This is a genomic window from Kyrpidia sp. (assembly GCF_023512215.1).
Classification (GTDB): domain Bacteria; phylum Bacillota; class Bacilli; order Kyrpidiales; family Kyrpidiaceae; genus Kyrpidia; species Kyrpidia spormannii.
In genome coordinates, this window is the sequence record NZ_JAILZZ010000041.1 from 22,201 (window position 1) to 28,954 (window position 6,754).

The window sequence follows — 6,754 nt, forward strand, 5'->3', positions numbered from 1 at the left end:
CTAAAGGCTGCCCGATTGTCCGTTGGCTCCGCCGTCCTCTGGGTCGTCCAATTCCCGGTCGGTGCTGAGGTCGCGGCGCAGGCCCTTCGGATAATGATTCTTCAGTTGGCCGGCGGAGATTTTGCCCCATCCCAAAGGGAAGCCGTCCACTCCCACCCGTACCCATCCCGGCTCTGCGCCGGGTGGGGCGGGCAGAGAGCGGCCTTTCAGCCACTCGACCACCTCCGGGGTGTTCGCGGGCCAGGTGATGGCCCGGGGGGACTCTTCAAAAGGAAGGGACATGGCCAGACTGTGGGCGGGGAGAAAGGTGGCGCCCCGAACCGCTCCCCAGGCTACGCCCTTGGCCATGATGCGCACACCGTCCAAACTGCCCAGACGAGGCAAATCTTCAGGCAGGGCAATCCAGGTGTCCCCCCGCTGTTCCCACAGGGCCGGCAGGGAGATTTCCGGCAACTGGCGGCGAATGGCCGCCGCGGCCCGATCGGGAAGCCGGGAAGTCTTCAGACTCCGCCCGATCCGGGGCCCTGTCTGCCCCCGACCTGCGCCCTGGGGACGGGCGTCTTCGGCCCGCTCCAAGAGTGCGTAAAAATGCCCATCAGCCGGTGTTCGGTGAGGCCATAAGCGACAACACCGGGACAACTCCTCGTTGCCGTCCGCCCACTCCGGGCGCCCCGGGCTAGAGCCCGGCAACTCGGCGGGGACCAGGTGAAAATCCCTTCGTTCCCGGAGAAACCGGGCGATGACCTGTTCATTTTCTTCCGGCGCAAAAGTGCAGGTCGCGTAAAGCAGTCGTCCTCCCGGCCGGACGAAATCTGCGGCCACCGAGAGGATATGCTGCCCGCGCTCGGCGTTGCGGGTGATCCGCCGGAGGCTCCAGGCCTCGGTCACGGACGGATCTTTGCGAAACATACTCTCTCCGGTGCACGGGGCGTCGAGGAGCACCCGGTCGAAAAGGCCGGCAAACCGGAGGAGCGCCTCGGGCTGTTCCTGGGTGATGAGGGCGTTGGTGACGCCCAGCCGTTCGAGATTCTGTGCCAGGACCCGACAGCGCCTCGGGTGTGGCTCATTGGCCACGAGAAGGCCACGGTTCTCCATCCGGGCGGCGAGATGGGACGATTTTCCTCCCGGTGCCGCAGCCAGGTCGAGAACCCACTCCCCGGGTTGGGGAGCCAGCAGTACCGCTGCGGCCATGGCGGCCGGTTCTTGGATATAGTAAACCCCGGCATCGTACCACGGGTGAAGCCCCGGCCGATCCGGGTGGTGGTACAAGAAGCCCTCCGGAGCCCAGGGAACCGGGGCAAGGGAGAAAGGGGAACGCCTCGCCAGGGCGTCCGGTCTGGTCCGGAGAGTGTTCACCCTGAGGCCCCGGGATCGGGGCCGGCGCAGGGCTTCAAAAAAATCCTCGGCTTCGGGGCCGAGTAATTCCCGCATGCGATGGACGAAGAGGTCGGGCAAGGCAACCACAAAGCGTTCCATGTCTCGGCTCCTTTTCTTGGCGTGCCGCCGTTTGGCCGGATTGGCCGCTTCAACTATAATAAGCATATCGAGGCCGGTTCAGGCAAGGCCGGGGATCGGTTGTGGAGGGAGAGGGGGATTCGGGGTGGAAGTGGTCAAGATTGCGCCCCGGGGATACTGTTACGGCGTGGTCGATGCGATGGTCTTGGCCAAACGGGCGGCGGATGATCCTCACTTGCCGAGGCCGATTTATATTCTCGGCATGATCGTTCATAACCGCCACGTGGTGGAAGCTTTTGAACGCGAGGGCGTGATGACCCTGGACGGGGGCGATCGCCTGAGCTTATTGGAGAAGATCGACCGGGGAACGGTGGTGTTTACCGCCCACGGCGTGTCCCCGGAGGTGCGAAAGCGTGCCGTTGAGAAAGGGCTTACGGTGGTGGACGCCACCTGCCCCGATGTGATGCGTACCCACGAACTGATCCGGGACCGGGTGGCCAAGGGCTACCAGGTGATTTATATCGGGCGACGGGGGCATCCGGAACCCGAGGGGGCGCTGGGCGTGGCGCCGGGCCGGGTTCACTTGGTGGAGAATGTCCAGGATATTGAGGAGCTGGATCTGCCTCCGGGTCCTGTGCTGGTGACGAATCAGACCACCATGAGCCAGTGGGACACCCGGGAGCTGATGGAGCGGGTCAAAGAGCGGTTCCCCCAGGCCGAGGTCAAAAATGAAATTTGCCTGGCCACCCAACTTCGTCAAGAGGCGGTGGCCGAGCAGGCGAAAGGTTGCGACTTGGTGGTGGTGGTGGGGGACCCCCGAAGCAACAACACGGCGCGATTGGCTCAGGTGGCCGAAGAAATCGCGGGCGTGCCGGCCAAGCGGGTGGCGGATGTCACCGAGTTGGACATTGCCTGGCTTCGCGGGGTGCGCCGGGTCGGGGTTACCGCTGGGGCATCGACTCCCACCCCCATCACCCGGGAAGTAATCAGTTTTCTGGAACGGTTTGATGAAAAAGACCACTCCACCTGGGTGCCCGTCCGTACGGTGTCTCCGGACCGCCTGCTCCCAGTGGGGCGAAGAGAGCCCTGAAATGGAAGAGGCGGCAGGGAATTGTCTGACCGAAACCTCATTTACGCCGTCTGGTTTGCTGTGATTTACTATGGCCGGACGGCTTTTTCGTTTTGGCGTGAAATCTTATAAGAATATTTACAAAAAATCAATCGGCCAGTCGGCAGGATTTTGAGTTTAAATCGCGAATATATCACCTACCCGAGTGTTAAAGGTCGTTTCGTCAACCAAAGGTTCGTGCCCCATAGAGTCGGTGTAATCGTCAGAATATATCGGTTTAATTTGAGCCAACTCCAAACGGCCGTGATTCATCGGGTGTCACAAAGGAGGGCATTACGGGAAGGATGGCAGCTTCCCAGCCAGGGGGAGTGGGACAGGTGAGGTGTTGGGCCGACATCCGGGGAGACATTGTCGTGTTCACCCTCGAGGAAGCGTCTTCCGGTCAAGTGCAGCCCCGCCCGCCGGTGTCTCCCGAGGTGTCGAGAGCGATGCCTGGGCGTTCGGGGGTGCTGATTCATGCGGTGGGTGGAGTGGGCTTGAACCAGATCGGGGGATGCATCGATGTCCTCAATATTCACGCATACGTGAAACAGATCGACGTACCCCGGCTGGCCTACGTGGCCACCGATGTGCGGCAGTTAACGGCGTTTATGCGGGTGGCCAAAGCTTGGGGGCTTCACGGGCGAGCGAGCTACTTCAATCATATGGCGGACGCCTTGGAGTATCTGGGTTGTGCGTCTGTCCGCGCGGTGATGACCGCATAAGACGCCTGGGTTTGGTCGGGCCGCCCTCAGTTGGGGCGGCCCGCTTGCCATGCAATGGGAACGGCGTACGGGATCGGGTCGACGAGGCCGGCCTCCCGGAATCCCTGGATGCGGAGCCGGCAGGAGTCGCATACTCCGCAGGCGGGAACCGTTCCCTGATAGCAGGAATGGGTCAAAGCGTAGGGCGCTCCCAGCTGGGATCCCCAGCGGATAATCTCGGCCTTGGTGAGATGTACCAGGGGAGCCTTGAGGCGGATCCCGGCGCCCTCGGTTCCGGCGACGGTGCCCGTATCGATGACTCGTTGGAACGCCTGGAGAAACTCCGGCCGGCAGTCGGGGTAACCCGAGTAATCCAAGGCATTGACACCGATGAAGATGGCCCGGGCGTCTATCCTCTCGGCGAAGGAAAGGGCCAGGCTGAGAAAGACGGTATTCCGCCCCGGCACGTAGGTGGAGGGGACGCCGGTTCCGATTTCCTCCAGGCTGCGCCCGACGGGGATCGATTGATCCGGGTCGGTCAAGGAAGAACCGCGGATAAAGTTTCCCAGGTCGACCACCCGGTGGCGATCGCCCACGCGGTAGTGGGCAGCCACCTGTTTTGCGGATTCCAGTTCCAACGCGTGTTTCTGCCCGTAAGAAAAGGTGATGGGATAAAGTTCATACCCTTCGTGGTCGGCGATGGCCATACAGGTTGTCGAGTCCAACCCCCCCGATAAAATCACCACCGCCCGGGGGGCCCTATGTTCCAAACCGAGGTTTGTCGGCCCCTGCCACGGTGCCCACGAAGGGCTTTGCGGCTCCACCTCCGGGGAAGAAGCGGGGCGGCTGGTTGCCGGTCGGGTTTCTCCTTCTTTTTCTCCCATGGTTATACCCCCCTCTTTCCGGGTTCCCACAGCCATTTGTGCAGTTGTACTTGTAGTCTGACATCCCATTCATCTTGGAGAATCCACTCCGCCAGGGTACGAGGCTCCAACACGCCGTACACGGGGCTGAACAACAGCCGATACCCCCGCTCCGGGCTGATTTCGTACCGGCGGATGATCTCTTTTGACCAGAGATAATCCTCTTCGTTGCCCACCACAAACTTGATTTCGTCCCGCTCGGGAACAACTCGTTTCAAATTGTCGAAATCCATGTAGGTGTGCATGTCTGAGGAAGGCACTTTGATGTCGAGGATGAACCGTTGTTTTGGCCGCAGTTTCACCCGCTCAATATCGATGGAACCGTCGGTCTCGATCGACACCTCGTAATTATTTCCTCCGAGCAGATCCAAAAGTTGTTGCAATTCTTCCCGAGGTTGAATCAGCGGTTCGCCGCCTGTCAAACACACCCGACGAACGCCGTATTCTTCAATCCGCCGGAAAATCTCTTCGGGGGTCGTCCGAGTGCCCTCAAAATAGGCGTAGGTGGTGTCACAGTACGAACAGCGGAGATTGCATCCCGTGAAGCGCACAAACACCGTGGGCAGCCCCATGGAGGAGGATTCGCCTTGAATGGAGAAAAAGAGTTCATTCAGTTTCACGTCTGATGATATCCTCCCTTTGTACTTCGGCATAGCTGGTGGGAGTTTCCCACAGGCGCACCCGTTCGAGGTTCACATCGGTGGCCTGGGGAGTCTGCCGCAGGGCTTTGGCGAGCTCTTCATAGAGAAACACCACGAGATTTTCCGCCGTGGTGTTGAAGGGAACCTCGTCGTTGAGATAGCGGTGGTCGAACCGCTCAAGGACCACCCGCTCAACCAGGGCTTTAATCTCATTAAAATCAATGACAAGTCCCCGGGGATCCGGGTGTCCTTTGATCTCGACCTCCAAACGATAGGTGTGTCCATGCAATTGGGCACATTTTCCCTCGTAGGCTTCGAGGCGGTGTGCGGCATCAAAGGTGAATTGTTTCACAACGGAAACCGGCAACGCACGGTAACGAAGCGGGTTCTGTGCAACCACGATACCCACCTCCCTTTCCATGATAGCCTGTGTCGAGTCTTTCGTCCATATGTGAACCCTCTAGATGGGCCAGCCGAGAAGATCCCTCACCACCACGCTGGCCAGGATCATCCCGGCCACCGGGGGAACAAAGGCAATACTGGCCGGGGGCATGGCGGACTTTCTCGTACGGGCGGCGGCCCGCTCTTCCGGGGTCAACATCCGGGCGAGCACGTCAAGCCTCGGTTCCCGCGGCTGTTCATCAGAACAAACGACGCGTACCCCGGAGACGATGCCGCGCTTGCGCAGTTCACGGCGCACGACCTTGGCGATGGGATCCACTCGGGTTTCCGATAGATCCACCACCCGAAACCGCGTCGGGTCGATTTTGTTTGCGGCTCCCATGCTGGAGACCACGCGGACATCACGCCTGATGCAGGATTCGATTAAATCGATTTTGGCGCTGATCGTATCCATGGCGTCCACCACGTAGTCGGGTTGGTGGCGAAACAGCGCTTCCTCGTTATTTCTGGCAAGGCGCGTCTGTACGGCAACGACGTCGCACCCGGGGTGGATGCGGGCGATCCGCTCTTTCATGACTTCGACTTTGGGACGCCCGACCGTGTCGATCAGGGCGGGGATTTGCCGATTGATATTGGTAATGTCCACGGTATCGGGATCGAAGAGGATCAGGCGACCGATACCAGTGCGCGCCAAAGCTTCCGCTGTAAAGGAGCCGACGCCGCCCAAACCGATGACCGCCACGGTGCTCTTGGCCATGACGTCAAGCCCTTCCGGGCCGATGACCAACTCCGTTCTGGAGAATGAATGCAGCATTGATTCTCTCCTTTGCCCATCCCACCCCGAAGGCCCTGGCGGTTTGAGCCTGTCCGGGGGCGTGCTATACTTAAACCGGGGGAGGGTAGGGCTGATGGTGACGTTTCTAGGATATCCGAGATGCGGCACCTGCCGCAAGGCCAAAGCGTGGTTGAGCGAGCAGGGCGTGCGTTTTGTCGAGCGAGACATTGTTAAGCATCCTTTGAACCGAGAGGAACTCGGTTCTCTGGTGGCGGCGGCGGGGGTCGCCCCGGGTGAGTTGGCCAATCCCAAGGGCACACGGTATCGGGAACTCGGGCTCAAGGATCAGACCCTGAGCGACGAGCAGTGGTTGGCGCTGCTCAGTGAGGAGGGAAAATTGTACAGGAGGCCGATTCTGTGGACCGACCGTGGAGTGGTGATTGGTTTCTACCCCGATCGCTGGGTCGAAGTGCTGAAAAACTGAACCGGGTCTCGGGTATGCAAGGTTGCAGAAAGATGAGGAGAACGTGAATGCCGAAGACTTGGGTGGAACGGGAGACGTGCATTGCGTGCGGAGCGTGTTCCGCGGCCTGTCCAGAGGTCTACGGAGAGGACGAGGATGGGTTTGCGTTTGTGAAGTTGCCCGGGGGCCGGGAGGGCTTTGTGGAAATTCCCGAAGAGTACGTGGCGGACGCCCGGGATGCTTTTGAAGGGTGTCCGAGCGAATCGGTGAAATGGCAGGAGGA

Annotated in this window: 9 protein-coding genes; 4 read left to right on the forward strand and 5 right to left on the reverse strand. The window is 60.4% G+C overall.

Features of this window, described 5'->3' with window-relative positions:
* Complete coding sequence (locus K6T64_RS12775) at positions 1-1,476, reverse strand: methyltransferase RsmF C-terminal domain-like protein (RefSeq protein WP_288010591.1); 1,476 nt, start codon at positions 1,474-1,476, stop codon at positions 1-3.
* A 124-nt stretch (positions 1,477-1,600) separates the two neighbouring features.
* Here K6T64_RS12775 and K6T64_RS12780 point away from each other — a divergent pair, with 124 nt between their 5' ends.
* Both K6T64_RS12780 and K6T64_RS12785 read left to right on the forward strand, forming a co-directional pair.
* Positions 1,601-2,545: a 4-hydroxy-3-methylbut-2-enyl diphosphate reductase gene (locus tag K6T64_RS12780; RefSeq protein ID WP_288010592.1), complete on the forward strand. Its 945-nt coding sequence runs from the start codon at positions 1,601-1,603 to the stop codon at positions 2,543-2,545.
* Positions 2,546-2,901: 356 nt separating this feature from the next.
* Entirely contained in the window at positions 2,902-3,288 is a 387-nt protein-coding gene (locus K6T64_RS12785; RefSeq protein WP_170085046.1) for a hypothetical protein, read from the forward strand.
* A gap of 26 nt (positions 3,289-3,314) precedes the next feature.
* Here the strand turns inward: K6T64_RS12785 and queC are convergent, their stop codons facing one another.
* The 4 genes from queC to K6T64_RS12805 all read right to left on the reverse strand — a co-directional run bounded on the left by queC (position 3,315) and on the right by K6T64_RS12805 (position 6,047).
* The gene (gene queC, locus K6T64_RS12790) at positions 3,315-4,037 is read right to left on the reverse strand and encodes a 7-cyano-7-deazaguanine synthase QueC (RefSeq protein ID WP_170086799.1); all 723 of its coding nucleotides are present in this window, start codon (positions 4,035-4,037) and stop codon (positions 3,315-3,317) included.
* 116 nt (positions 4,038-4,153) lie between these two features.
* A complete protein-coding gene (locus K6T64_RS12795) occupies positions 4,154-4,810 on the reverse strand; it encodes a radical SAM protein (protein WP_170085047.1) in 657 nt (218 codons plus the stop codon).
* Positions 4,797-5,231 carry a 6-carboxytetrahydropterin synthase QueD gene (gene queD / locus K6T64_RS12800; protein WP_232059608.1) on the reverse strand — a complete coding sequence of 145 codons (435 nt, stop codon included), beginning with the start codon at positions 5,229-5,231 and terminating at the stop codon, positions 4,797-4,799. The genes K6T64_RS12795 and queD overlap by 14 nt, the downstream gene beginning before the upstream one ends.
* 60 nt (positions 5,232-5,291) lie before the next feature.
* Complete coding sequence (locus K6T64_RS12805; protein ID WP_288010593.1) at positions 5,292-6,047, reverse strand: tRNA threonylcarbamoyladenosine dehydratase; 756 nt, start codon at positions 6,045-6,047, stop codon at positions 5,292-5,294.
* 94 nt (positions 6,048-6,141) lie between these two features.
* On the opposite strand from K6T64_RS12805, the gene K6T64_RS12810 reads away from it, so the two are divergent.
* Together K6T64_RS12810 and K6T64_RS12815 are read left to right on the forward strand one after the other, a co-directional pair.
* Positions 6,142-6,492 (forward strand): arsenate reductase family protein, encoded by a 351-nt coding sequence (locus K6T64_RS12810; protein WP_157935364.1) that lies wholly within the window; start codon positions 6,142-6,144, stop codon positions 6,490-6,492.
* 47 nt (positions 6,493-6,539) lie between these two features.
* Positions 6,540-6,754, forward strand: a 215-nt coding sequence (locus K6T64_RS12815) for a ferredoxin (protein WP_288010594.1), incomplete at its 3' end; no start/stop codon positions are given.